The following is a 23,824-nucleotide window of genomic DNA, read 5'->3' on the forward strand; positions in this document are numbered from 1 at the left end:
ATGAATAAAAAGCTAATTATTAGTATCATAATTACCGTTCTAATCTGGGTATGTGGTGGATTTGGTTACTTTTATATAAAAGAAAAAAACGCAGAAAGTTTATATTCAAATTCAAGAATCTTGAAGAAGGAAAATACGTCAGTTGAACAAGATGCACCTGATCTAAAGGAAATCATTAGAGAGTCACAAAAAAAAGTTGTTATGGTAGAACTAGACGATGGCTCAGTAGGGTCGGGCTTTTTGTATAATGAAAAAGGTGATATCATAACAAATGCACATGTTGTAAATGGATCTGAAGTTGTGAAAATTAGAACGACTGATGCAAAAGGTTTTGATGGAAAAGTAATCGGAATTAGTACAGAAACCGATGTTGCAGTTGTGAGAGTCGAAGGACTTAAGGACCATGAACCATTAGCTTTGGCTTCAAGTAAGAAGCTTGAAATGGGTGATGAAATCCTAGCATTAGGCAGTCCCTTAGGCTTTCAAAATACAGTAACAACGGGGATAATCAGTGGTATGGACAGAGAATTAGATGTTGAACCGTATACGTATGAAGATGTCTACCAAATTTCAGCACCGATAGCACCTGGAAACAGCGGAGGTCCATTAATTGACCGAAATACTGGGAAAGTAGTTGGAATAAATGCTGCACGGATAGAACAAGGTAATATGGGCTTTAGCATACCAATAGGCATTGTGCTACCACTAGTAAATAGTTGGTCTGAAACACCGATGAAAAGCCTTCCAGCTATATTAGCTATTGACGAAACAAGTGTAATAGACGAAAATAAAATTTTAGAGACATCTGATTATTTAATAAGTTATTTTATTGATAGCATTAATTTTCGTGATTTTGTCACAGCATATTCTCTTTTAGGGAGTGAATGGCAATCAAAAATCGATTATCATTCATTTCGCAAACAATATTTGAATACCGAATCTATTCACTTAGATGAACTAAAAACAAAAAAGAGTGATAGTTCTGTTGATGTTGAAACTTTTTTAACTGTAGTCGAGCGAAATGGTGCAGAAATGATAACGAAAACCTTAAAGGTAAACTATGAAGTTGCCTTTGAAAATGATCAAGCAAAAATAAAAGCAGAAAATAAAGTAGAATAAAATGATAGTAGCTCAGATAGCAATAACGATTGTTTTTTGATGATATGCTTGTTTTGTACCTTTATTGTATGTTTGTAATGAAGAAGTGGGGGAAACAAATGAAAAATAAATTTGTTCTATTTGGAGTAGTTGCTATATTAGTTTCAATGTTTTTTGGTGGACTAGCTTATCAACAATTAATTGCTGAAAATATGGATGAAGTTTATTTGAATATTGGATATTGTACGTTATTTTTAAGTATAGCTGTATATTTATGGCATGCTAAAGAAGAAAATCAAAAAGATAATAATTGATTTAGGTAAAATGATTTCCGCTTAAAAATACTTCATAAAAATGAGAGGCTAATGCCTCTCATTTTTATGAAGTTTTGGCTATCTATTCTGCTGCTTCTTCTTCTTCTTCAGTTCCATCATCAGTTGTAGTTTCATCATCAGTTGTAGTTTCTTCCTCAGTTTCAGTTTCTTCTGTGTTAGTGTCATCCTGTTCAGTTTCCTCAGCGTTGTTACATGCAGCCATTAAAAATACAGCAAGTAATGATGCACCGACTTTTAATAATAAGCTCTTGTTCATTGTTTTTTCCTCCCATGTAACGAATGATCACGATCGAACCAATTGGCTCAACTTAATAATAATTGAAAATGATCCAAGATATACTGTTTTTACACAAACCGAACAATTTCTTAAACTAGTTAAAATTCACTTAAAATTCTTTACTATTCTTTACAGTAAATTAGTATAGTACTGAATATACTAATAGTATGAATCTCTTTGGATTAGTTGGGAGCTGTTTTTCGGTAGAATAAAATTTTTTAGGACATACAATTTGTATCATTACAACAACTAAAACCCAAACGGACATTTAGTGAACTGACCAAATATTTCTTAAATTGTTTGAGTTCATTGTAAATGTTTGGTACGATTACCGTGAATTGATAAAAGTTTACAATAGAACTCGGAGGGTGAACGATGGAGCGATTTACTCAAAATGTGGGAGAAAATATGATTTCGTACATGGACCAAGGTGTTGGAGAATGTATCGTATTAATTCATGGTTTTTGTGGTAATCACAATTATTGGAAGTACATCGTTCCACATCTAATTAAAAAAAACAGAGTTCTTACAATCGATTTAAGAGGACATGGTGAATCTAGTACCCCTAAAGATTGCTGTGAAATAACGGATATGGCAGATGATGTTGCCCTACTTTTAAAATCTTTACAAATTGAACGTGCAACAGTAGTTGGTCATTCATTAGGTGGTTACATCAGCTTAGCCTTAGCAGAAGATTATCCTGAAACACTCTCGGGACTGGTACTGGTACACTCAACGGCTTATCCAGATTCAAACGAAGCTAAAGAGAATCGAGATAAGGGGATTGATAAAATAACCACAGAAGGTGTTTTACCTTTTGTTAATGAATTAATACCAAAGCTCTTTTCTGAAAAGGATTCCAAAGAATTGACAAATCAAATAGACTTCGCAAAAAAAATTGGTTATAAAACATCTGATTTTGGTGCAATTGGTGCCCTTAGAGCAATGAAAAATAGACGAGATCGAAATGATGTATTAGAAGGTTTAAATGTTCCAATCCTTTTGGTGGCTGGTAAAGAGGATCAAGTTATCCCTGTTGATCGAGTATTTTCAGTTAAAAAAGAGAATATAGATACGATTGTAATAGAAGACTGCGGACATATGTCAATGCTGGAGCAACCTGATCGATTAGTTGAGTGCTTACAAACATATTTGCAAAAAATAGAAGATAATAAACATTAATGATAAATAGTCCCCTTTAGATCATCTGTAGATAGTTTAAAGGGGACTGCTTGAGATTATTCATTTTTTAGTTGTGCACGTTTAATAAATGATAATTCATCCTCAATAAGACCACAAACCCCGCATTGTATTCGATAGTCTGGACCATTATATGCAACGTGAAAAGGGGTAAGCGAAAAGGGGTCTAGCTCCTCGACAATATCACCTGTTTGAGGATTGAGTTTAACAGATTTAATTTGTTGTTCAATAATATTAAATCGTGATCGATTTGTTTTGCAATTTGGACATAAATATGGTGAAGACATACAGATTACACCTCCAAGTATTTGTACCTATCGTGCACAAATCTGTTAAAAATATGTACATGTATATACAAAACTTCTAAAATGGAGATCCTCACTCTTATGTAATTTACCTTATTTTAATTAGTTAAAATTAATTAATCTTCATCATGTTCGTTTAGAATTTTATTAAATAAAGTAATGAAATTTTCGACATCAAGGTCGCTGAATGTATTGAACTTTTTTAATAAAAAGTCTGTCTTTCTTTTTTCTAATAATTTGAGCTTATTTTCCCCATCTTCTGTAATATGGAGATCCACAATTCGGCGATCTTTTACAGATCGTACTCGTTGTATCCAATGCTTTTCAATAAGAGAATCTGTAACAGCCGTAATGTGGGATGCTGATACATTTAACATCTTTGACAAATCTGAGGATTTTTGTGAACCTAGTTCGTAAAGGTTTTTTAGTATAAAGAACTCATTTCTAGACATTTCTTTATCGTATACTTGATTCATTTCCTGTCGAACTTTTTTATAAACAAGGCGCATTAGTGATTCCATTTCATACATTTTATCTTGACGACTTTTCAACCTAATTTCCTCCGAACTTACTAATACTTATTTATTGCTGTTTTTGCAAAGATTGTAATTTTTCGTAATAAGAACATCTACGTATTTAGCCTGTCTTCGTGTGCTCATTTCGATAAAATAAGCCATTTTCTTTTAATATAGCTTTTAATTATTCAGAAAAAATCCAATGACCGATATTACTAAGTTTGATAGAAACAAACTTTTAGAAAAGAGCCTTATTAGTTATATGGGAAATTAAGTAATGTTATTGATCATAGCTCTTAAATGTAATAAAGGTGTACGTTTGTACGACCAATGATGAAAACAGTATAGTGCTATTCTCTTAAGACTAAGGAATGTTAATGTAAGTGTCAAGCTATATACAAGAAATAAGCGATGGTAAAAAATCATACTCCAGTGTGTGAACTCAATAGAAGATGAAAAAGTCATTTTATACTCGTTAACGATTCTTTCATTGAAACAGTTTACTTTCATTGTTTTTGTTTCATGCTATATAATAAGTACATCTAAGAAGAGGGAGGCGTTACATATTGAGTAAGAACAAACTAGAACTTGCAACTTTTGCTGGAGGATGTTTTTGGTGTATGGTGCAGCCATTTGATGAACTACCTGGTATTATAAGTGTGATTTCAGGATATACCGGTGGAGAGCTAGAAAACCCAACATATGAAGAAGTATGTTCAAATTCAACAGGACATGTTGAGGCTGTTCAAATAACGTTTCAACCTGAAATTTTCCCCTATGAAAAACTATTAGAGTTATTTTGGCAACAGATCGATCCAACTGATGAAGGTGGACAATTTCATGACCGTGGAGAATCGTATAAAACAGCGATTTTCTATCACTCAGAACAACAAAAAGATCTAGCAGAAACGTCAAAACAACAATTACAAGATAGTGGAAAATTTTCTGCACCAATTGTGACGAAAATATTGAAAGCAAAACCATTTTATCCAGCAGAAGATTATCATCAAGACTTTTATAAAAAAAGTACAGCTAGATATAAACAATATCGGACTGGCTCTGGTAGAGACAATTTTATTGAGCAGAATTGGAGAGCGAATGATCATAAAGGTTTAAAAGAAAACCTTAGCCCAATACAGTTCGAGGTGACACAAAATAACGGAACAGAACCTCCATTCCGAAATGAATTTTGGAATCATGAAGAAGATGGAATATATGTAGATATTGTTTCAGGTAAACCTCTATTTAGTTCAAAAGATAAGTATGACGCTGGGTGTGGCTGGCCAAGTTTTACAAAACCAATTCAAGATCTTGAAGTAATCGAAAAAGTCGATAGGACTCATGGAATGATGCGTACAGAAGTGAGAAGTAAAACAGCTGATTCCCATCTAGGACATGTCTTTGACGATGGCCCAGGACCATCAGGATTAAGGTATTGCATTAACTCAGCAGCACTTAAATTTATTCCAAAAGAAAATCTTGAAGAAGAAGGATATGAAAAGTATATATCTTTGTTTAATTGATCAGTTTTTTGACATTCATTCGTTTTAGTAAATTACAGAAAATAAAATATAAAGTTTGGGGTAGATGGAATGGCTGTTTTAGGTTTTGAACATGTAGGAATACAAGTAGAAAATATCGAAAAATCAATAAAATTTTATCAAGAAGTCGTTGGGATTGAATTAATAGATCAATATTTACATCCTGATGGGGATAAAAAGCTTGCCTTTTTAGGTCTGAATAATGAAATTATTGTCGAATTTATTGAAGGCTATAACGCAAACCTTCCAGTCGAAGGTAAGGTTCATCACATTGCATTTAAAGTTAAAGATATAGAAAGTGAACAAGAGAGACTTGAAGATGCTGGTGTTGTGTGGATAAACAAAGAAATTACGATCCTGCCGACCGGGAGTAAGTATATGTTCTTTAGAGGTCCTGATCAAGAGTGGATAGAATTCTTTGAAAATTAAAGGACATAACCGAATAAAAGTACTGCTTAATAAGTGAAATTATATATTTGAAGGGACTGACATCTATTCTAGAGTCAGCCCCTTTTTTGTTTACCACTTAAAACGAGTCTATTTAGGTCAAGGGATACATAGATGACATTACCAACTTTAATAAATTGGAATAATTGTTAACTTAAATATTTTTAGGTTGACAATTAATTATTCATTCCTTACTATTAGTAAAAACAAGTAGAATGGGGAATGACGATGAATTGGGCTATACTTGCTGAAGAGGTTTTAAACGGGAAGGAAATCACTCGAGCTGAGGCAACAGCTATATTAAAAAGTCCTGATGAAGATTTACTATTACTGTTAAATGGAGCATATCAAATCAGAAAACATTATTTTGGAAACAAGGTAAAGTTGAACATGATAATAAATACGAAGTCAGGTTTTTGTCCGGAAGACTGCGGTTATTGTTCACAATCGATAGTCTCTAAAGCGCCAATTGAAAAATATAGAATGCTCGATAAAGAGACGATTTTAAAAGGTGCAGAGCAAGCACATCAATTAAAAGTGGGGACTTATTGCATTGTTGCTAGTGGCAGAGGCCCCACAAATAAAGAGGTTGATCATGTAGCTTCTGCAGTAGAAGAAATAAAAGTGAAGTATGGATTGAAAGTTTGTGCATGCTTAGGAATTCTCAAGCCAAAACAAGCAGAAACTTTACAGGCAGCAGGCGTGGACCGGTACAACCATAATTTAAATACCTCAAAAGAAAACCATACAAGGATCACAACCACACATACATATGAGGATAGAATTAATACCATTAATATTGTTAAAAGTAGAGGAATATCACCTTGTTCAGGTGTAATAATTGGTATGGGGGAATCAACTGATGATGTTATAAACATGGCACTAAGTTTAAGAGAATTGGATGCTGACTCAATCCCCATCAACTTTTTACATGCAATTGATGGAACACCGTTGGAAGGTACAAAGGATTTAAATCCACGATATTGCTTGAAGGTATTAGCATTATTCAGGTATATTAATCCATCGAAAGAGATAAGAATATCTGGAGGGCGTGAAGTGAATATGCGGTCAGTACAACCATTGGGTCTATATGCTGCTAATTCAATTTTTGTAGGAGATTATCTAACAACAAAGGGACAAGAAAGTACAGACGATCATAAAATGCTTGAAGATCTCGGCTTTGTGGTAGATGTCCAGGTTCCACAAGATTCTTTAAAATAAAGGTTGTTTTCTTAAAGATTGTAATTGTATGAACGAAGTAAATCTTTATTAATTTAGCCTAACTTCGTACTCATTTCGCATGATTATATTGTTGATTTTTTGAAGCTAGATTTCCTTCAGAAAGTAAAAATCTTAAAGCCGATTTTTACTTTTTTTTTCCGATACTTTTTTTAATTATGAATATTTTCTATATAAAATAGCTTCAGTTTCTACAAAAAAATCCAATGTGATACTTTTAAGATTGAAAGTAACAAACTTTTAGAAAAGAGTCAAATAAAAAATTTTGTTATGAATTATGCAAATGGGTTTCATTCTCCACATTTACAAGCTATAATAAAAAAATCTTGTCGGTGGGGGAATGAGAATTGAAATCCTTTTATCATTATTTGATGAAATACCGTCATCCAAAACCAAAAGATGACATGGCACATTTTGCAAATGAAGCATATCTAGATCATAGTTTCCCGAAAGATTCTGATAATTATCATCAGATAAGTTCGTATCTTGAAATGAACGTGGATTATTTAAAAAGTATGTCCGTATTTGATGAGGCATGGAATCATTATCAACATGAGATTCTAAAACGTATATAAAAATAGACATCAAAGACATAACTAGCTTTTTACAGCTGTTTATGTCTTTTTTCATGAGAAGCTACTCTGAAGTTTTTTAAGTTAGACTTCATCTCTTTAAATTTCTCTTAAAACTGTCAATGGCGAATTTAAAAATGTAACATATACTATCATATCCTTCATATTCACGACAAGGGAGAGATGGTTGATGAAAGGTAAAAATAGTCCAAAGTATAAAATAGGAGATATTGTCGTGATTATTATGTATGGTACAGTTGGTACAATCACTAAACTTCACCAGGTGGAGCAACATTTTGTCTATGAAGTAAATCATAGTGACGTGTTATTTTTTGAGAAAGCTCTTCAATTATTTTCAGATTATGAAGGAGCATTGATTGAAACAGAAAAAATCACAATAAATGTTCAATATCAAATTGGGGATATTGTGTTAGTAAAAGGGTACGGCGATTCTTTGTTTCGAATAGTTGGTGTTAGAACTGAAGTATGGAGATATGATAATGATGGTTGGGAAGAATTAACTTATGAGTTAACAAGTGTTGCGGCAGGTGAATGGCTAGAAGCAACTGAAGAAGAAATGAGCCTAATGATTAGTAATCAAGAGGCGGAGAGTTTTATACAGCAACTTCATATTAATCATACAATAATCGATGAAAATCTCTATTATTCATCTATGATTAGTAATCATATCAGTTCGGAATCAATATCAACAGCTAATGAGCTTCAGGATCAGAATAAAATGGTAGATGAATTACTAGATATTTATAATGATTATAAGACCTTGTATCAGATGTTCAATGAGCCTGAGTATAAAGAAATGATGATCATTATATTAAAAAGTCTCCATAGGTACAGAGATAACAGTTAAATTAAAAAATATAGGTAACCAACATGAAGAAGAAATAGGGTATGCAGAATAAGACTATCGCTGAATATAGGCCACGAAGTAAAAACTGCAATAAACCGTCATAGCCCGTACCATCTAAAAACTGAAGTAAGCGTTTATTTATGGTTTTACCTATATTTATCGAATTCTTCTTACCAGTAACCTCAATGATCATGTTTATCACTCCTTTAGTCAATATGCTTGTCCACTTAAATCTATCTATATGATTGCCCCTCATTTTTATTCCACCATTTACGTGGAAGTCTTTTGTTTTGATTGCAATAACAACAATCTTTCCAATCGATTTTTAATGAATATCACAAGCTATTTTAATTAAGGTCATACTATAAAAGTCAAAATATGTACGAGTAACAACAATTAATAATAAATTTGTATTCACTAAATTTTTTTACTATCGATGACATATGTCCTTTTATAAGGACATAAACAATAAGAGGGGGGCGATATTGTGAAGGAAATTGAAGTAATTATTGACACAGAGGAAATTGCTGAGTTCTTTTACAATGAGCTCACAAAAAGAGGGTATGTACCAGCTGAAAAAGAGCTTGAGGAACTAGCTGATATTACATTTGATTACCTTCTGAACAAATGTATTATTGACGAGGATTTGGATTTCGATAATGAGGAATAAAGCTAATGATTTGAGGTTGCCTATTATGATAGTGAATAGTAAGACTGTCAGGCGGAATTTAAATGGACTATTAGAAGTGATAATTATATAAAGAATATGAAATAAGTAAGCTCACAGATAAAGATAACCCTATTTGGTCTTTCGAAGCATCTAAAGATCATGCCGGTTACTAGTATCTTAGCTATGTTCATAAAAATTTGCCTCATTTATAGTATGAGCTTCGTTATCCTTATGAGATACTAGTTATCTCATTTTTTATTTTCCCAAGAGTTAACAACAGGGTCATGTCACGTTTTATACCTTTCGTTAGGTCAGTGTGTGATCCTGTTAGTTCGATTTCAAACCCATTTATTTGATTTATTTGTGTAAACCAATCTTGTCTTGAAGTAAAATGATGTGTTTCTTGATTCCATACATGAAGTAACGGTGGGCTAAAAACTTTTTCGTTTTCCCGTTTGTTATGAGTGAAAATATGAGGCCAATAATCACTTCTTGAGCCAGAATGACTGACCGTAAGAGCGAAATGGTAGATTGATCCGAAATGTGGCTTTGAAAATAGAATTGAATAAAGTTTTTTACCAATAATTATCCGCTCATTTACAGATGAAAATTCATGAATCTTAATTCCCGTTAATGAATAAGAACGTAAAAATGGATAACGTTTAAATGGGAAAGCCACATATGTTAAACCCATTCCCTCCTGTAAAATATAGGTTAACGTATGGAAGATAGATTCCTTTGTTGTTTTCTTGGACATCAATTGCTTTTCAACATAATGTTGTTCGTTTGTAATAAGCGCTAAAGTTAACATTTTTGAATTAAAATGAACAAGGAAATGTTCCCATATCGGTATCATAAATCTTGAAATCTGAAATGCTGGTAATAAGTGAAAGAAAGATTTATTTACTTTTCTGCTTTCCTCATATAATAAAAGCTGAGGATATGCATCTTGAAAAATTAGTGCATTAGCTCTTTCTAAGAAATGAAATAAGATTTTCCCCTTTTCATTATCAATTAGATCACCAATCAATGCTCCTTTTAAATCCGTCATATTGTATCCCCCATTTCGAGAGACCATATGAGCTAAGAATGCCCAATGAATTTCACGATGATTAATAAAAAAATCAAGATATGCTTTTGTCCGAGTAATATTATTAAGGTTGTGTCGAATTGTTTCTTTCTTGATTTTATTTATTAACATGTGCTCATCTTGTGAAGTAATAACTGGAGTATGCTCCTTTAATAAAGCATTTAACTGGTTATACAGGTTAACCTGTTCACTTTCTTTTATTGATGAATATCCCTTTTTATTTTGAAGAGATTGTTTGAGGAGTCCTAACATACATATCCATCCTTTTGATCATTTGCTTATAAGGTTTTGTCTAACCATCAATTTCTTAATTGGAGTTATACTAATAGTATGATTAAAGTGAAACTTTTGTTCTTCTGGGTCGTATATATAATTATTAAACCGAAAAGAGGGATTACATATGTTCAGAAAACTTCTAAAATCATTAATGTCAAATAAAAAGCAGCATTCACGACGTCATTACAGTTCAAGTGATTTTAAAAGACGAAATTCTGGATACAACCACCCATCTAAATATGGGCACCAACATTATAAGAAAAAACACAGATCAAGTGGTTTCTTTAGTTCCTATAGTAGTTAATGAATAAAATTTTTAAAAAACTAGTTGAATATAGTGAAAGACCATTAAGGACGAATGATGTTATTGGAGGAAAATACCTTATTGAAAGAATGTTAGGTAAGGGAAGTTATGGTCTTACTTATCTAGTGAAGGATAAAAACCAAAACGCTTTTGTTTTGAAGCAACTAAGAAAATATAAGATGTTAGATGAGACAGGTAAGAATGCTTTTATGCGTGAGGCAGAGGCACTAAAAGCATTTAATTACCGAGCATTTCCAACTCTTTTTGACCAATTTGAGGATGGAAATAAACAATTTATTATAATGGAATACAAGCGAGGGAGAACGTATGAAGAATTAATCTTTCATGATAAACGTTCATTTAGTGAACTTGAAGCGCTTGCGCAATTGAATCATCTTTTACAATTAGTAAAAATCATCCATGAGCAGGGATTTGTGCATAGAGATTTAAGAATACCTAATATTTTAAAAGATAAAAAAGAGTATTATATAATTGACTTTGGACTTTGTAGAAAAGTAACAGATAAAACTAATTCAGATGACATAGGGAATAATCCTGAAAAAAAATTCTATCGTGAAATTGCTTATAAAAGTGACTTTTACGCTTTAGGTCACTTTTTATTATTTTTACTTTATTCTTCCTACGAACCAACATCAAAAAAAAAGCAAGGATGGGAAGAAGAGCTTTCAATTTCACCAATAACAAAGAAAATACTACGTAAAATGCTACAATTAGATCAAGCGTATGATGATGTAAATCTCTTAATAGATGATGTGAGAGATTGTATTAGAGAGGAATGAGAACAATGTCATTTTTTAATAAAATCTTAGGTAGTATTGGTATTGGATCAGCTAGTGTTGATACGCTATTATCACATTCCGCTTTTAAAGTAGGAGAAACGATAAATGGAATCGTTGAAGTAAAAGGCGGAAACATTAAACAAAATATAGATGAAATCTACCTTACAATCAATACAAACTATGAAAAAGAAGAAGATGGTTTGATTACGAATAAATCAGTCGTCATATCAACATTAAAGATAAATGAACCGTTTGTTATTATGCCAGAGGAAATAAAAACAGTTCCATTTACTGTTCAAGTCCCATTAGATACACCTATAAGTACAGGTTCATCGAAAGTATGGATTCAAACAAGTGCAGATATTAAAGGTTCAAAGGATCCAACGGACAAAGATATGATTAAAATCTTACCGAATGATTTAGTAGAGAAATCAATTGAAGTATTTACACAACTAGGCTTTAAGCTACACCGAGTTAAGAATGAGGCAGCCTCTTATAAAGTACGGAAAAGACTTCCGTTTATCCAGGAGTATCAATTTATCCCAACTGGGGGATTGTTTTACCAAAAGATTGATGAAGTTGAAGTGGTATTCTTTCCAATAGAAGAAAATAAAATAGAAATGATATTCGAAGTTGATCGTCGTGGAAAGGGTTTATTTGGTTTATTTTCAGAAGCATTAGATATAGATGAAACAGTTGTTCGTCTAACACTTGATGCTACTGATCTTCCAACTATTCGCAAAGAGATAGAAGCAGTTATAGAGAAACACATTTAATCCAGCTCAGTTCGGGTAACCAATAATCAATGCAAAAAAGACCTTTGAAACAAAGTAGATAAATATGTAAAATAGAAATTGTTGAGAAACTAAATTTCAATAAAGAGGATGGGATGAGAGAATGTTCAAAAAGATTGCTGCAGATGCATTAGGATTATCAGATATCGGTATGATTATTGGGCCAACTGATTATGATAAAACGGATGCTGATGATTATGTTATGCATGAAGATAATGAAAAAATCTATTTTCTAATCAAAACAAAAGCTGATGAATATTGCTTTACAAATCTTGCAATTATCCATGTAGATGGAATGAGTGCTACATCTTCTAAAAGAACATTAAAACGTTACCCATATTCTCAACATAAAGTATCCGGAGTTGTGCTTGAAACAGCAGGTAAAATTGATATGGATGTAGAAATTAAATTTCAGATTGGCAATGTAACGATTGATGTTGATGTTCGTAAGGATCAAATTGAACAATTAAAGGACCTATATAAGGCACTACTACGTATATCAGAAATCAGTTATGAAAACGAGATCATTCACAGTATTGCAGCTCAAAGCTTGGATAAGGCAGTTGCTGTTCTGCAAAATTCTAGAACGGATGATAACAATCTTGCTGAAACATACAAAACGTTAACAGAAAATGGTTTCAACTGGTTGCTTTCAGCTCGTGAACAATACCATGAAAAAGACTTTGGTTCTGTATATGAAAAATATATTAATAACTAACAAGAATGATCATTGTAAAGTATGATCTAAATTCATGAGGAACAAGAAACGAATTGCAAACCTGATAGATTCAATTGTAAAAACTGGAAGTTTTATCCTTCTAGTTTTTTTTCAGTTGTTTTATAAAATACGTTGATAATATATATAAAAGATGAATATTAAAATTCAATAACTGAACATCTGAAGATTTGATTAGCACATATAGATCGATTAGTATGGGGATATAGGCAGACCAATATCGTATCAGCTTCTTTTTTATGTATAGGAGACTATTCTTGTACTCTAGATAAATGCTAAGATATCAACTACACCAGTCCGGCCTTGCAAAAGTTTTGATAGATATGGAAAAAATAAAGCCTATTTTTCTAGCAAAAAGTAAAATCCTTCTTGTAGGTGCTAGTCAATGCTCTTGCACTTTTTGGCATGTGTTTTGATTGTTTAATAGCCAATAGAATTTTTCGAGATTTGTATTAGAAATATCCCTTGGATGCTAGATGAATTTTTGATGGTAGTAGTGAATTGTCATACAATGTTCAATCTCAATAATAGTAGTTTAGTTAAGATTCCTATACAATAACTATATAACTATGTGAAATACTTCACTAATTTAGATTGTGACTAATTCATAATATACAAAGTTAGGAGTCTTGATTCAAATATGGATGAATTAAAAAACATGTCAAAGAACCATCGGGTAATAAGGCTTCTGTTAATTATTACATCTATTCTAATGGGAGTCACTGTCATTGCTCAGGCCTATCTTTTTGTAACAAGTGTGGACCGAGTTTTTCTACAAGGACAATCAGTTAGTGAAATCATCCCATTTTTAGTTGGGTTGCTCTTAGTATTAATTTTGAGGGCTATTCTTTCATTTGTAAGCGGTAAGGCTGGAATAAAGATGGCTTCAAGGGTAAAAAGTGATTTAAGGAATCGGCTATTATCAAAATTTTCCAGAAATGCTGTTTTAGATTCTATGGAAGGACAGTCAGGGCAAAAAGTAAGTGTGATGATGGATGCTGTTGATGAGATTGATAGCTATTTCAGTAAATATATTCCGCAGGTCATCCAAACTTCGATTATACCGGTTATGATTTTGGTTGTTGTATTTACAGAACATGTTTATTCGGGACTAATTATGGTGATTACTGCTCCCTTTATTCCAATTTTTATGGCTGTTGTTGGGATTAAAACGAAAAAAAAATCAGAAGAACAAATGGATAAACTTTCAGCATTTTCAGCAAGTTTTCTAGATATTTTACAGGGCTTAACAACGTTAAAACTATTCGGTCAGTCCGCCCAACAAAAAGGATTAATACAAAAGAGTAGTATAGGGTTTAGAGATGTCACGATGGAAGTGTTGAAAATCGCCTTTTTATCCTCTTTGATGTTGGAATTCATTTCCATGTTAAGTATTGGATTAATTGCCCTAGAAATCGGACTAAGAATGGTCGTTTTTAAAGGAATGAGCTTTTTCACAGGTTTCTTAATTCTAGTACTTGCACCAGAATTTTATTTGTCATTAAAAGAATTAGGAAGTGCCTTTCATGTCGGTAGGGGGAGTATGGGGGCTGCTAAAAAAGTATCAGATGCTTTAAATGAGAAAGAGGCGACTGCTCAGTGGGGTGAAAAGAGCTTGCAGAGTAACACACATCCACCGGCAATTGAACTAATTAACTTAGATTTCCAATATGGAGAAGGCGGATTTTCCTTACGGAATATTAACACAGAAATTTCACCATATAGTCAAATAGCGATTGTCGGAAGAAGTGGGTCTGGTAAAACAACCTTATTACATGTGATTGCAGGTTTGGTGGGTCAATTTGAAGGGGAGATCTTAATAAATGGTCAGACACGATCAAGCTATAGTGAAAAGGGGTGGTTGCAACAGTTAAGTTATATTTCACAAAACCCTTATCTTTTTTCTGGCTCACTTGCTGATAATATATCGATTGGTGGAGGGCGAAATACTAGTCAAAGGGAAATCGAATTGGCTGCAGAAAGGGCAGGAATTGCTGAGGTAATCAAGGAGATGGACCATGGTTATGAAACACGTGTAGGTGAAGCAGGAAGAGGTCTTTCTGGTGGAGAGAAGCAAAGAATAGCACTAGCTAGGGCTTTTTTAAAGAAGCCATCGATTATTTTATTTGATGAGCCGACAACAGGATTAGACCTTCAAACAGAGAAAATTTTACAGTCTTCCATTCAAGAATTAGCTAAGAATTCTACAATCATTACAGTTGCACATCGTCTACATACAATAAAAAATGCTGACAAAATCCTATTTTTAGATGATGGAAAGCTTGTAGCAGCTGGAACACATGAAGAGTTAATAGAGTCAGCCTCAGTATATCGCAATATGGTCAAGGCACAGAGAGGAGGATGAAAAGATGGCTGATTTAAAAGTTGTGATCAAGCTAATTATGCTTGAAAAGAAAGATGTTTTTTATTCAATTATATTTGGTTTTTTAGCAGGCATCTCAGCAGTTGGTCTATTTGCAGCGAGCGGGTATTTAATTTCAAAATCAGCACTAGTTCCTCCTTTATATGCACTAACTGTCATGATTGCCCTTTTGAAATTATTTGGCTTTGCAAGGGCATTGAGCCGATATGCTGAAAGATACTATTCACATAAGGCCACTTTCACCATTTTAAGTAATCTTCGAGTTTCGTTTTTTACGAAATTAGAGCCGTTGGCACCACAAATCTTTCAAAAATATCGAAGTGGTGATCTTCTTGCACGTATTGTCGGGGATGTCGAGAGTTTACAACACTTCTTTTTACGTGTGTATTATCCACCAATAGTTCTTGTCATTGTCTTTTTAATGACGATCCTATTTACATCCTTTTACTCAATTTATATAGCTGTTGTTATGTTTATAGGGTTGATTGCAACCGGCTTTATTGTGCCTTTATACTTTGCAGTTAAGCAAAAGAAAATAGACCAAACGATCAGAGCAGGTCGTGGTGCATTATCTACAGACATAACCGAGCTACTGTTTGGTTATCGTGATTTAAAAATCTATCAACAACTTGAAACGAAGGAACAACAACTTACAGAATCTGCAAATGCATATGTGAAGGAACAGGAAAGAGAAGGAACACAAGCTATCTTTAATCATTCAATTAATACAATGGTTTCACTAATCATTTCTTGGTGTGTATTACTACTTGGAGCAATTTTAATAAGCCAAGGTAAAATGGATGGTTTATTTTTAGCAATGTTAGTAATGATTTCTCTGACAGTATTTGAAAATACGACAGCTATGGCGATTCTGCCAGGGTATTTAGAAGACAATAGGCAAGCTGCTACACGACTTTATTCTGTTGTGAACGACAATCAAGCAAAATTTCATATGCCTTCTAAAGTAAAAATTGATCAGCAACATGCTATTTCTTTGAGGGTGGAAAATGTTTCCTTTACATTTTCAGATCAAAAAAAGGTAGCACTGCACAATATAAATCTAACCTTACCTGCTGGATCTAAAACAGCAATTGTAGGTCCTAGTGGTTCTGGTAAATCGACATTAGTACAGTTGTTATTAAAAATTCACCAACTAAATCAAGGAGAAATCTTTATAAATGATGATTCGCTTAAATCATTAGCTCAAGAAGATATATGGAAACGAACAAACATTATCCTCCAGGAAAATCACTTTTTCTATGGGACAATTCGTGAAAACCTACAAATTGCAAAAGATAATTTGACTGATAAAGAGATGGAGTACAGCCTTGCAAGAGTGAATCTTAATCAGTTTTCTTTAATGGACCAAGTACTAGAAAAGGGTGAAAACCTATCTGGTGGTGAGAGGCAAAGATTAGCAATTGCTAGAACGTTATTAAGAGATGGGCGCTTGTGGTTATTAGATGAACCAACTTCATCTGTAGACTCATTGACAGAGAAAGCTATTTTTGATGAGTTACTCCTTCAAGCAAAAGACGATACACTCGTACTAATATCTCATCGATTAACAGGACTAGAAAATATGGATCAAATCATTGTCATGGAAACAGGAACAATTGTCGAAGCAGGTACTTTTGTAGAGCTTATCAATAAGAAAGGGTACTTCTATGAAATGAAACAGATTGAAAAAAGCATATTAATGTAATAAATAATTATTTACTGGTTGAGTGTTGGTTTCGAATCACTTTTCCTGTCCGATTTGTTATTTTCAAAAAGGCTTAATCAAAAGAAGCAGACCCTATTATGGTTTTGCTTCTTTTTTCAGGCTAACCCTTTAGAAGGTGATGTGCATTAACTTGAACAATACTTCTAATTAGATTTATTCAATTTAATACAATGAATAAATGAAGAAAGCGGTCGTTCACTTTTTATGTTTGGACCAATAATGATATAATTTTAGTAGTGTAAATTGCGAAGGTGTTGATTTTATATTTTTATATTAGTGGGTTTGTTAATAGGGATACTTTCCGGATTTTTTGGTGTAGGTGGTGGATTTATTTTAACACCTACGTTGCTACTATCAGGCTATGATCCAGTTATGGCAATAATCATTAGCTTATTATATACAACTGGTACATCAATCAGTGGAGTAATCGCACATTTTAGACTTAAAAATATCATTTGGAAAGATGCGATGATCATTGCTGGAAGTGGTATAGTTGCCACTCAAATAGCACATCCTTTTATTCTTTATATACAGGAAAAAAATGTTGATGAATTTTTTATCCCATTATTTTATATACTGCTTTTGTTTTATTTCGCCTTTAAAATGTTGAAGGATAATAAAAAAATAGCTCAAATGAAGCCGATAAAATCTAGTAAGACTATTTATAAGCCTTTTATTTTAATTTTAACTGGTTTCGCGGCCGGGTTTCTTTCAACAACTTTGGGTGTAGGTGGAGGGTTTATCATAGTCCCACTTCTTGTGTCAATTGCAGGATTTCAAACTAAAAAAGCCGTAGGAACATCCTTAATGGGCGTATTGTTTATTGTTATAGTAGGTTTTCTTAGTTACACAACTACAACTTCTATTGATTATCAATTTGGAGGTATACTGGTTATAGGAGGGCTGTTAGGTGCACAAATTGGTGTCTTTATGTCCACTATCTTTGATCATCTTCAAGTGAGGAAGTTGTTAGGGTTATTGTACGTATTTACTGGCATTAGTATGATCTTAAAGCTTCTTGCACTTAATCTCTTTGGGTTGATTGTTTTAACATGTTTTCTAATTTTCTTATATGCACATATGATACGGAAATACTATATTCACAAAAAATCCGTACAAGCAAAATTGTGGTGAATGGAATGGGATCCGAGGATCTTAAGTACAACTCAATAAGTAAAGCATAATAAGGTAGAGGGTGAATAGAGATACTATTGATTTAAGGCACTTATGAAAGTCCGGTATTTAAGTCACTTTAAAGAAGTTATGGAGGAATGAAATTGGTAAGGTGGTTAGTCTTTGGATTACTTTTATTTTTAGCTTGTGCAATACTCTATCCATTGGAATTAATCTCTCAAATTGACGTAAGTGTAACGCTTTTTTTTGAAACGATTCGTTCTTCTGGTCTGACGAAGTTGGCTATTTTTCTTTCGGATATGGGATCGATAAAATACTACCTACCATTATGTATCATCGCCTCTGTTTTACTTTTAATTAAACATAAATTTTTTGATATCATTTTTTTATTTATCATCCTATTTAGTGTGAGGTTGCTGAATAATCAACTCAAAGATATCTTCATAAGGGAAAGACCAAACTTTAATGCTATTTACGAAGCAACTTATTATAGCTTTCCTAGTGGGCATTCTATGAATTCCATGGCTATATATAGCTTTCTTTATTATGTTCTGAGCAGTCAGATTCTAAAAACGGATAACCAACGATATGTTTTTATGATTATAACAATAATTTCAATCATTCTTATCGGAATAAGTAGGGTTTATTTAGGTGTTCATTATTTAACAGATGTAATAGCGGGATTTGGCGCTGGTATTGTCTGGTTCATAATAATAAAATGGCTATTCGCCAAAATTAGGTTGTATTTCGACAAAAATAGAACGAATTAGATAAAGGTATTTTCCACAGTTTTCGCTAATTAAGTAGTAATGAAGAAAACACTACATAATTGGAGGGATATTTGTGGTTTATTCTCTATTAGTTAAGAAGCGGTTACAAGTATATGATATTACACTCTTTCAAACACCTAATTTCGGAGAAAAAAAAGGGTATCAGGATGTTTATCGATGCTTTCTTGAAGGGAATAGTCATAAAGACATTATCGAAAAAGTATTTCAGACATTTAATGTAGCAGATCGGTTGCCAACTGATTATGATGCTAGATATTTAAGTACTGGAGATATTATTTTAATTGATGAGGGTAAGAAGGGTCAAACATATTATAAACTTTACTCTCAAGGTTGGAGAAGTATAAATCGAATCAATGTTAGGTAATGGACTGACAATCTTCACTTGTCAGTCTTTTTGTTATCTATAATAATCGATTTTGTAAATAGTAAGTGGAGGTATCTCCACAAATCAAAAAATAGCTTGAAATATGAAAATCCTTAATTCTCCTAACTCTTAATTAGATCATATCGATTTCTTATATATAGTCAATTTATAAGATACTTTAAATTAATTGTAAGCTTATGTTATAGTTAGTTTGCTCTTTTAAGAAAGAATTGGAGGGAATTGAAAAATGAGTGTACATATTGGTGCAAAAGAAGATGAAATAGCGGAAACGGTATTACTACCAGGTGATCCATTGCGAGCTAAATATATTGCAGAAACATTTCTAGAAGATGTCTCCTGCTATAACGAAGTAAGAGGTATGCTTGGCTTTACAGGGACGTATCAAGGTGAACGGATTTCTGTACAAGGAACTGGTATGGGGGTTCCGTCAATTTCAATCTACGTAAATGAGTTAATAAAAAGTTATGGTGTTCAACAACTTATTAGGGTTGGAACATGTGGAGCAATTCAAAAGGATGTTAAAGTTAGAGATGTTATCTTAGCAATGAGCGCATCCACAGATTCTCAAATGAACCGTTTAACTTTTGGGGGAGTTGATTATGCACCAACTGCAAATTTTGAACTTCTTAAAAAGGCTTATGACACGGGAATTGAAAAAGGACTAAATTTAAAAGTAGGGAATGTTTTTACAGCAGATATGTTTTACAATGATAATTCTGAACTTGAAAAATGGGCTCAATATGGTATTCTTGCCATTGAAATGGAATCGGCAGCACTTTATACGATTGCTTCCAAATTCGATCGTAAGGCATTATCCGTTTTAACTGTAAGTGATCATATATTAACTGGTGAAGAAACAACCTCAGAGGAAAGACAAACAACGTTTAATGATATGATTGTTGTTGCACTTGATGCAGCAATTAAGAAGGACTGACGTGTGCTATTAGCATACGTTTTTTTATTTTGAATACCCCAAACAGATTATCCTCAAAAACCTCTTCTTGTTTAATGGTTCATACCATATCAATCAAACTCAATTCCTAGATTGTTTGTTATCTTAAAGGATATATGCAGTCAAAACATTTAATAAGGCATATCTTGCAGTTTTTGTCGATATGATTTTTACAAAATATAGAAAAATAGAGTTTTATCTTATAGGAGAAAAGGTAAAGATAGTGGTAGGTGCTTTTAATCATTTATTTTCTATGTCGTTTAGTGATAAAATTGAAGGATGAATGAATTAGATAGGGTGGTAATATGTATTATTATGTAAAATTAAGTATTATCGTGTTTTTAACTGTTTCATTAACAGCTTGCACGACCTTTTCGCTTCCTAAAGGAATACCTTTTAGTGGAGATCAAGAAGGAAATGGCATAAAACAATCAGGGAATAAAAGTGAGATAGAAACAAATTTAATCATTCCAAATGATTCAGAAGATCAGATTGACAGTGACTTTTTATTAGAAGCACAATATTTTAATATTGTTAAACCAATAAACGGCAAACAAGAAATCGAAAATCCAACAAACATACTAGCGATGGTAAATAAGGAGTATACATTGCCCGAGAATTATGAGCCTGCTGATTTAGTTATTCCAAATGTAGCGTTTTCTTTTGGAGAACAGGATATTCCACAGCGATACCTTAGAAAAAATGCTGCACAAGCTTTAGAGGAGTTATTTAGTCTTGCCGAAAAAGATGATATTGAATTGCTTGCTGTTTCTGGTTTCAGATCATACAGCAGACAACAAGGTATATTTAATGTCGAAGTGGATCAAAAAGGTGAAGAACAAGCAAAACAATCTGTTGCACTGCCAGGACAGAGCGAACATCAAACCGGTTTAGCGATGGATGTAACAAGTAGAAGTGTAAATCTTGAAATAACAGAAGAATTTGGTCAATCAATAGAAGGTAAATGGGTTGAAGAAAATGCACATCGAGCAGGTTTCATTATTCGTTATCCTAATGGGAAGGATAATCTGACCGGTTATCAATATGAACCCTGGCATTTACGTTATATTGGAAAAGAACATGCTGAAATTATATACAATAAAAAGATAACGCTAGAGGAATTTTTTGAAAATGTTAAAAAAATATAGGGTGTTTTACCATGGATATAATAAAAGGAAATTTAACGATTCTATTTATTGGCTTTAACCCAAGTCTGGTGTCAGGTGAAGTAGGACATCATTATGCACATAAAAACAATCGGTTTTGGAAAATTCTATATGAAGCTGGTATTACTGAGCGTAAATATGGACCTGATGAGGATGTTACTTTATTGGACAGAGGCATTGGGTTCACAAATATTGTTTCAAGACCCACTAAAGCTGCGGATGAAATTACTGCTGAAGAATTTAAACAAGGTAGGGAAATACTGAAGCAAAAGATCTCAACATATAAACCTAAGGTTGCATTTTTTGTTGGTAAAGGTGTCTACCTGCACTATAGTCAAAGAAAGTCCGCGTTATGGGGTATTCAAGAGAAAAATGTCATCGAAGGAGTTATTGATTTTGTTGCCCCATCATCAAGTGGTCTAGTAAGGATGAAGGTGTGTGACATTGTTTCCATATACAAAGAAGTAAATGAATTGATCTTGGAAGGGAAGGCATAAAAGCCTTCCCAGTTTGCATTAAAGATACAGATTAAATTACCAGAAAAATAGTCCAGCTAATGCAATTCCAGCAATGAATCCTAATCCTATTCCATACGGATAACCATAGCCATATCCATAGTATCCGAAACTATATCCACCTTTTTGTGTCATTGGTTCAATATATACTTTATTTCTTGTAACTCTATTAATTCTCCCAACATGCATCCGACCTCTTGTATCATTAATTCTTACAACCTTTCCTTGATAACGACAGCACAAATCGTAATAATTCTGTGACATTCTATTCCCTCCCTTACATTCATTCACAACATCTTATGTGAATAATTGCATGGGAGATTGTACGAAAAACCTAGCATTCATATTATTTTATGGTTTTTTCATTTTGTTGAGAAAAAAACACACTAAACGAAAGCTTGTTAGCATATTTAATCGTTAGTCTCTCATGTTCAGATAGAAGGGAAAAAGCATGTTCCGGAATTGATTCTAAAGGAGTAAATTCTGTAGTAGGATCATCGTTGCCCTCAAGATAAAGTTCAATAGGTGTTAAAACTTTATATACATTTAAGCCACTTATAGAAAATTGTTCTTTCCATTCACTAGTTGAAAAGATATGTTCACACCCATAAAAAGTTGTGATTTCCTTCTCTTCCGTTTCAGAAAGTGTTGTCGTTTTCGTCATTTCTATGGCGATTAAGATTCCATTCGGTTTTAATATTCGTGATATTTCAGCTAATGTATGATCTAAAGATGTAAAATTTAAAACAGATTCACATAAAACAAGATCAAACGTATCGTTAGCAAAAGTAGTATTTGAAAGGTCTTCGTGAATATATGGAATTTCACTATTATTTGTTTTGTTTCTATTTTTAGCATGTATAAGCATCTTAGAGTCAATATCTAATCCGCTTATATCATAGCCTAATTGATATAAAAAACTAGATGTTTGTCCGGTACCACATCCAGCGTCAAGAATTTTAGCATCAAATGGAATCTGAGCATGTTCAAAGATTTTTTTAGTTAATAATATACCACCAGGGTGTGCACCCCCGACTCCTAGTATTGATAACAAGTCGATATAATTCATTTTCACCCTCCATTCATTTCCCATAGATAAGTTATGCGGGAACAAAAGTGAAGGTGATTAAACACATGTAAAGAGTTGATATTTCTGATAAATTTGCTTTAATTTCAATTTAATTAGTTGATGTATTTCAGCCTTATAGACGGTTTGAAGAGATGTTTTCACATGTAATGATGTAAGGAAATGATCAACGCATTCATTTACATAGTGTGAAATTTGATTCTTATAAAAAAACGTTTTACTTTTTATTTTTTCGTCCACTTCTTTAATCAACGAGAAAGAAAAGTGAATCATTTTCAACTCGTTTAATTCAATGTAGTTCACTAGTTGCATAAGGTACCTCCTGAATTTACATTTGTGTAATAAACTTTACATTAAATTAAAAGAAAAGTATCGTACATTTTGTCGAACGAGAAAAAACGTTGTTTTTGTACGAAAAATTCTCTCTTTTACTAATTTCTCCAACTGGTTAATAGCAGATGGACTAGCGTTGTTGATCTTTTATGAGTTAAACTAAATAAGATGAGACATAATATTTTTGACGATCTTTAGTTTAAATGGTTATTTTATATATATTTCCCATTTGTAAGGGTAAGCAATCCGATTATATTCTATGTCAATTAGGTGATTATTGTTGAC

Annotated in this window: 29 protein-coding genes; 21 read left to right on the plus strand and 8 right to left on the minus strand. The window is 32.8% G+C overall.

What is annotated here, in order from left to right; translation table 11 throughout:
* The gene (locus AC6CHR_RS19500; protein ID WP_498250685.1) at positions 1 to 1,119 is read left to right on the plus strand and encodes a S1C family serine protease; all 1,119 of its coding nucleotides are present in this window, start codon (positions 1 to 3) and stop codon (positions 1,117 to 1,119) included.
* Between the two features lie 68 nt (positions 1,120 to 1,187).
* Entirely contained in the window at positions 1,188 to 1,412 is a 225-nt protein-coding gene (gene ypmT, locus AC6CHR_RS19505) for a protein YpmT (RefSeq protein WP_498250686.1), read from the plus strand.
* A gap of 82 nt (positions 1,413 to 1,494) precedes the next feature.
* Here ypmT and AC6CHR_RS19510 read toward each other — a convergent pair whose 3' ends face one another.
* Positions 1,495 to 1,689, minus strand: a complete 195-nt coding sequence (locus AC6CHR_RS19510) for a hypothetical protein (RefSeq protein WP_498250687.1) — start codon at positions 1,687 to 1,689, stop codon at positions 1,495 to 1,497.
* A gap of 396 nt (positions 1,690 to 2,085) precedes the next feature.
* On the opposite strand from AC6CHR_RS19510, the gene AC6CHR_RS19515 reads away from it, so the two are divergent.
* Positions 2,086 to 2,892 carry an alpha/beta fold hydrolase gene (locus AC6CHR_RS19515; RefSeq protein ID WP_498250688.1) on the plus strand — a complete coding sequence of 269 codons (807 nt, stop codon included), beginning with the start codon at positions 2,086 to 2,088 and terminating at the stop codon, positions 2,890 to 2,892.
* 56 nt (positions 2,893 to 2,948) lie between these two features.
* On the opposite strand, the gene AC6CHR_RS19520 is transcribed toward AC6CHR_RS19515, so the two are convergent.
* Positions 2,949 to 3,197, minus strand: coding sequence for a DNA alkylation repair protein (locus AC6CHR_RS19520; protein ID WP_498250689.1), 249 nt, complete (start codon positions 3,195 to 3,197; stop codon positions 2,949 to 2,951).
* A gap of 134 nt (positions 3,198 to 3,331) precedes the next feature.
* Positions 3,332 to 3,766: a MarR family winged helix-turn-helix transcriptional regulator gene (locus tag AC6CHR_RS19525; protein ID WP_498250690.1), complete on the minus strand. Its 435-nt coding sequence runs from the start codon at positions 3,764 to 3,766 to the stop codon at positions 3,332 to 3,334.
* A 530-nt stretch (positions 3,767 to 4,296) separates the two neighbouring features.
* Between AC6CHR_RS19525 and msrB the strand changes: the two genes are divergently transcribed.
* The 5 genes from msrB (at position 4,297) to yodN (ending at position 8,397) form a co-directional block, all read left to right on the plus strand.
* The gene (msrB, locus tag AC6CHR_RS19530; RefSeq protein WP_498250691.1) at positions 4,297 to 5,253 is read left to right on the plus strand and encodes a peptide-methionine (R)-S-oxide reductase MsrB; all 957 of its coding nucleotides are present in this window, start codon (positions 4,297 to 4,299) and stop codon (positions 5,251 to 5,253) included.
* A 69-nt stretch (positions 5,254 to 5,322) separates the two neighbouring features.
* Positions 5,323 to 5,700, plus strand: a complete 378-nt coding sequence (locus AC6CHR_RS19535) for a VOC family protein (RefSeq protein ID WP_498250692.1) — start codon at positions 5,323 to 5,325, stop codon at positions 5,698 to 5,700.
* A 240-nt stretch (positions 5,701 to 5,940) separates the two neighbouring features.
* Entirely contained in the window at positions 5,941 to 6,939 is a 999-nt protein-coding gene (bioB, locus tag AC6CHR_RS19540) for a biotin synthase BioB (protein ID WP_498250693.1), read from the plus strand.
* 365 nt (positions 6,940 to 7,304) lie between these two features.
* Entirely contained in the window at positions 7,305 to 7,532 is a 228-nt protein-coding gene (locus AC6CHR_RS19545) for a YozE family protein (protein WP_498250694.1), read from the plus strand.
* A gap of 187 nt (positions 7,533 to 7,719) precedes the next feature.
* Positions 7,720 to 8,397 carry a germination protein YodN gene (gene yodN, locus AC6CHR_RS19550; RefSeq protein WP_498250695.1) on the plus strand — a complete coding sequence of 226 codons (678 nt, stop codon included), beginning with the start codon at positions 7,720 to 7,722 and terminating at the stop codon, positions 8,395 to 8,397.
* A gap of 1 nt (position 8,398) precedes the next feature.
* Here the strand turns inward: yodN and AC6CHR_RS19555 are convergent, their stop codons facing one another.
* Positions 8,399 to 8,590 (minus strand): hypothetical protein, encoded by a 192-nt coding sequence (locus AC6CHR_RS19555; RefSeq protein WP_498250696.1) that lies wholly within the window; start codon positions 8,588 to 8,590, stop codon positions 8,399 to 8,401.
* A gap of 294 nt (positions 8,591 to 8,884) precedes the next feature.
* On the opposite strand from AC6CHR_RS19555, the gene AC6CHR_RS19560 reads away from it, so the two are divergent.
* Complete coding sequence (locus AC6CHR_RS19560) at positions 8,885 to 9,067, plus strand: YozD family protein (protein WP_498250697.1); 183 nt, start codon at positions 8,885 to 8,887, stop codon at positions 9,065 to 9,067.
* A 229-nt stretch (positions 9,068 to 9,296) separates the two neighbouring features.
* On the opposite strand, the gene AC6CHR_RS19565 is transcribed toward AC6CHR_RS19560, so the two are convergent.
* Positions 9,297 to 10,409 carry a DUF2515 family protein gene (locus AC6CHR_RS19565; protein ID WP_498250698.1) on the minus strand — a complete coding sequence of 371 codons (1,113 nt, stop codon included), beginning with the start codon at positions 10,407 to 10,409 and terminating at the stop codon, positions 9,297 to 9,299.
* Between the two features lie 148 nt (positions 10,410 to 10,557).
* On the opposite strand from AC6CHR_RS19565, the gene AC6CHR_RS19570 reads away from it, so the two are divergent.
* The 12 genes from AC6CHR_RS19570 (at position 10,558) to AC6CHR_RS19625 (ending at position 22,101) form a co-directional block, all read left to right on the plus strand.
* A complete protein-coding gene (locus AC6CHR_RS19570; RefSeq protein WP_498250699.1) occupies positions 10,558 to 10,737 on the plus strand; it encodes a hypothetical protein in 180 nt (59 codons plus the stop codon).
* Complete coding sequence (locus AC6CHR_RS19575) at positions 10,737 to 11,537, plus strand: serine/threonine protein kinase (RefSeq protein ID WP_498250700.1); 801 nt, start codon at positions 10,737 to 10,739, stop codon at positions 11,535 to 11,537. Before AC6CHR_RS19570 ends, AC6CHR_RS19575 begins: the two co-directional genes overlap by 1 nt.
* Positions 11,534 to 12,313: a sporulation protein gene (locus tag AC6CHR_RS19580; protein WP_498250701.1), complete on the plus strand. Its 780-nt coding sequence runs from the start codon at positions 11,534 to 11,536 to the stop codon at positions 12,311 to 12,313. The genes AC6CHR_RS19575 and AC6CHR_RS19580 overlap by 4 nt, the downstream gene beginning before the upstream one ends.
* 121 nt (positions 12,314 to 12,434) lie before the next feature.
* Positions 12,435 to 13,049 carry a PH domain-containing protein gene (locus AC6CHR_RS19585; RefSeq protein WP_498250702.1) on the plus strand — a complete coding sequence of 205 codons (615 nt, stop codon included), beginning with the start codon at positions 12,435 to 12,437 and terminating at the stop codon, positions 13,047 to 13,049.
* 658 nt (positions 13,050 to 13,707) lie between these two features.
* Complete coding sequence (cydD, locus tag AC6CHR_RS19590; RefSeq protein ID WP_498250703.1) at positions 13,708 to 15,432, plus strand: thiol reductant ABC exporter subunit CydD; 1,725 nt, start codon at positions 13,708 to 13,710, stop codon at positions 15,430 to 15,432.
* A 4-nt stretch (positions 15,433 to 15,436) separates the two neighbouring features.
* A complete protein-coding gene (gene cydC, locus AC6CHR_RS19595) occupies positions 15,437 to 17,155 on the plus strand; it encodes a thiol reductant ABC exporter subunit CydC (RefSeq protein WP_498250704.1) in 1,719 nt (572 codons plus the stop codon).
* 297 nt (positions 17,156 to 17,452) lie between these two features.
* Positions 17,453 to 18,310 (plus strand): sulfite exporter TauE/SafE family protein, encoded by an 858-nt coding sequence (locus AC6CHR_RS19600; protein WP_498250705.1) that lies wholly within the window; start codon positions 17,453 to 17,455, stop codon positions 18,308 to 18,310.
* Between the two features lie 143 nt (positions 18,311 to 18,453).
* Positions 18,454 to 19,080, plus strand: coding sequence for a phosphatase PAP2 family protein (locus tag AC6CHR_RS19605; RefSeq protein WP_498250707.1), 627 nt, complete (start codon positions 18,454 to 18,456; stop codon positions 19,078 to 19,080).
* Positions 19,081 to 19,153: 73 nt separating this feature from the next.
* Complete coding sequence (locus tag AC6CHR_RS19610) at positions 19,154 to 19,465, plus strand: YodL domain-containing protein (protein WP_498250708.1); 312 nt, start codon at positions 19,154 to 19,156, stop codon at positions 19,463 to 19,465.
* Between the two features lie 247 nt (positions 19,466 to 19,712).
* A complete protein-coding gene (deoD, locus tag AC6CHR_RS19615) occupies positions 19,713 to 20,420 on the plus strand; it encodes a purine-nucleoside phosphorylase (RefSeq protein ID WP_498250709.1) in 708 nt (235 codons plus the stop codon).
* A 323-nt stretch (positions 20,421 to 20,743) separates the two neighbouring features.
* Complete coding sequence (locus AC6CHR_RS19620) at positions 20,744 to 21,586, plus strand: M15 family metallopeptidase (protein WP_498250710.1); 843 nt, start codon at positions 20,744 to 20,746, stop codon at positions 21,584 to 21,586.
* A gap of 11 nt (positions 21,587 to 21,597) precedes the next feature.
* Positions 21,598 to 22,101 (plus strand): mismatch-specific DNA-glycosylase, encoded by a 504-nt coding sequence (locus tag AC6CHR_RS19625; RefSeq protein WP_498250711.1) that lies wholly within the window; start codon positions 21,598 to 21,600, stop codon positions 22,099 to 22,101.
* Between the two features lie 36 nt (positions 22,102 to 22,137).
* On the opposite strand, the gene AC6CHR_RS19630 is transcribed toward AC6CHR_RS19625, so the two are convergent.
* The 3 genes from AC6CHR_RS19630 to AC6CHR_RS19640 form a co-directional block, all read right to left on the minus strand.
* Positions 22,138 to 22,383, minus strand: coding sequence for a hypothetical protein (locus tag AC6CHR_RS19630; RefSeq protein WP_498250712.1), 246 nt, complete (start codon positions 22,381 to 22,383; stop codon positions 22,138 to 22,140).
* 82 nt (positions 22,384 to 22,465) lie between these two features.
* Positions 22,466 to 23,188, minus strand: a complete 723-nt coding sequence (locus AC6CHR_RS19635; RefSeq protein WP_498250714.1) for a class I SAM-dependent methyltransferase — start codon at positions 23,186 to 23,188, stop codon at positions 22,466 to 22,468.
* Positions 23,189 to 23,245: 57 nt separating this feature from the next.
* Positions 23,246 to 23,518 (minus strand): hypothetical protein, encoded by a 273-nt coding sequence (locus AC6CHR_RS19640; RefSeq protein WP_498250715.1) that lies wholly within the window; start codon positions 23,516 to 23,518, stop codon positions 23,246 to 23,248.
* Between the last annotated feature and the right edge of the window lie 306 nt (positions 23,519 to 23,824).

The organism is Metabacillus sp. GQ13 (assembly GCF_059758525.1).

Coding starts and splice junctions, on each gene's coding strand:
- ypmT (WP_498250686.1), top strand. CDS start 1,188: ATGTTTGTAATGAAGAAGTGGGGGAAACAAATGAAAAATAAATTTGTT.
- AC6CHR_RS19620 (WP_498250710.1), top strand. CDS start 20,744: ATGTATTATTATGTAAAATTAAGTATTATCGTGTTTTTAACTGTTTCA.
- cydC (WP_498250704.1), top strand. CDS start 15,437: ATGGCTGATTTAAAAGTTGTGATCAAGCTAATTATGCTTGAAAAGAAA.
- AC6CHR_RS19635 (WP_498250714.1), bottom strand. CDS start 23,188: ATGAATTATATCGACTTGTTATCAATACTAGGAGTCGGGGGTGCACAC.
- AC6CHR_RS19585 (WP_498250702.1), top strand. CDS start 12,435: ATGTTCAAAAAGATTGCTGCAGATGCATTAGGATTATCAGATATCGGT.
- AC6CHR_RS19535 (WP_498250692.1), top strand. CDS start 5,323: ATGGCTGTTTTAGGTTTTGAACATGTAGGAATACAAGTAGAAAATATC.
- AC6CHR_RS19555 (WP_498250696.1), bottom strand. CDS start 8,590: ATGATCATTGAGGTTACTGGTAAGAAGAATTCGATAAATATAGGTAAA.
- AC6CHR_RS19500 (WP_498250685.1), top strand. CDS start 1: ATGAATAAAAAGCTAATTATTAGTATCATAATTACCGTTCTAATCTGG.
- AC6CHR_RS19570 (WP_498250699.1), top strand. CDS start 10,558: ATGTTCAGAAAACTTCTAAAATCATTAATGTCAAATAAAAAGCAGCAT.
- AC6CHR_RS19575 (WP_498250700.1), top strand. CDS start 10,737: ATGAATAAAATTTTTAAAAAACTAGTTGAATATAGTGAAAGACCATTA.
- AC6CHR_RS19565 (WP_498250698.1), bottom strand. CDS start 10,409: ATGTTAGGACTCCTCAAACAATCTCTTCAAAATAAAAAGGGATATTCA.
- AC6CHR_RS19625 (WP_498250711.1), top strand. CDS start 21,598: ATGGATATAATAAAAGGAAATTTAACGATTCTATTTATTGGCTTTAAC.
- AC6CHR_RS19580 (WP_498250701.1), top strand. CDS start 11,534: ATGAGAACAATGTCATTTTTTAATAAAATCTTAGGTAGTATTGGTATT.
- AC6CHR_RS19630 (WP_498250712.1), bottom strand. CDS start 22,383: ATGTCACAGAATTATTACGATTTGTGCTGTCGTTATCAAGGAAAGGTT.
- yodN (WP_498250695.1), top strand. CDS start 7,720: ATGAAAGGTAAAAATAGTCCAAAGTATAAAATAGGAGATATTGTCGTG.
- bioB (WP_498250693.1), top strand. CDS start 5,941: ATGACGATGAATTGGGCTATACTTGCTGAAGAGGTTTTAAACGGGAAG.
- AC6CHR_RS19520 (WP_498250689.1), bottom strand. CDS start 3,197: ATGTCTTCACCATATTTATGTCCAAATTGCAAAACAAATCGATCACGA.
- AC6CHR_RS19515 (WP_498250688.1), top strand. CDS start 2,086: ATGGAGCGATTTACTCAAAATGTGGGAGAAAATATGATTTCGTACATG.
- deoD (WP_498250709.1), top strand. CDS start 19,713: ATGAGTGTACATATTGGTGCAAAAGAAGATGAAATAGCGGAAACGGTA.
- AC6CHR_RS19640 (WP_498250715.1), bottom strand. CDS start 23,518: ATGCAACTAGTGAACTACATTGAATTAAACGAGTTGAAAATGATTCAC.
- AC6CHR_RS19510 (WP_498250687.1), bottom strand. CDS start 1,689: ATGAACAAGAGCTTATTATTAAAAGTCGGTGCATCATTACTTGCTGTA.
- cydD (WP_498250703.1), top strand. CDS start 13,708: ATGGATGAATTAAAAAACATGTCAAAGAACCATCGGGTAATAAGGCTT.